Annotated in this window: 2 protein-coding genes; both read right to left on the reverse strand. The window is 35.2% G+C overall.

Annotation, left to right across the window (positions count from 1 at the left end; translation table 11 throughout):
- Window positions 1-525 (reverse strand): IS3 family transposase (locus BN349_RS22870; protein ID WP_148335053.1); only part of this gene is annotated, 525 nt, incomplete at its 3' end.
- Window positions 461-968: helix-turn-helix domain-containing protein (locus BN349_RS24615; RefSeq protein ID WP_019244602.1), on the reverse strand; the 508-nt coding region annotated here is incomplete at its 5' end. The genes BN349_RS24615 and BN349_RS22870, both read right to left, overlap by 65 nt.

Here is a 968-nt window from a genome sequence, read left to right on the forward strand (position 1 = left end):
TTTCGCTTCCTTTTGAATAATTACCACTGCTTGGTTTAATGGTTCTATAACGAAATCTAATGTTGGTCTTTTGGATATGCCAAAAGAAATAATTTCACCGTTATATATATCTAGAATAGAGCTTAAGTAAAGCTTTTCGTCTCCAGCACATTTGAATTCAGTTACATCTGTGACGAGCTTCTGTAATCGTATAGGTGTATAAAACCTGCGATTTAAACGATTTTTAGCTATTTTACCCACCTTACCTTTGTATGAGTTATAGCGAGATTTACGTGTGAATTTGATACACTTCAAATTTAACTCTTTCATGATTCGTTGCACTTTTTTATGATTAATCACGTAACCTTGCGTTCTTAATGCTAAATAAATATGACGGTATCCATATTTTCCTTCATTTTTTTGGAAAAGGTTCACTTGATAGTGATACGTCGCCTCTGGAATCCCAACCACTTCACATTTTTTAATTTGAATCCTTCTTCTTTGAGTTCGAATGCCAGTGCTGCTTGTGCTTTGCGAGGAAGGCATTCGGATTCTCCTGAAAAGCGCTCAACTTTTTTAAATAGGCAATCTCTAAGCGAAGAAGTTCATTTTCACGTTCTAATTGTTCTTCACGGGATAATTCATTTTCTGGTTTGATAGACTTCTCTTTTCGATTTTTAGACATAGGAGGCCTTCCCTTCACTTTTTCTTTCAGGCCTTCTACACCTTCTTTCAAAAATTTTCTGTACCAATTCGCAATCAAGGTTGGATTATTCATGTTAAATTCAATCGCTGTATCTTGGTAAGAAGCACCTGTTTGTTTCATAAAGTGTAATACATCGAGTTTGAATTGAATAGAAAAAACTTGTTTCGACTGCTTCTTACTTAATCCGTCTTTTCCCAATGCTTTAAAAGCATGTACCCAACGCTCGATTTGTGCCTTATTTGGTATGCCATGTTTTTTTGCTAACAATGCATATCCTAGCGAA

Source organism: Bacillus sp. AP8, assembly GCF_000321185.1.
GTDB lineage: Bacteria > Bacillota > Bacilli > Bacillales > DSM-1321 > Bacillus_AD > Bacillus_AD massilioanorexius.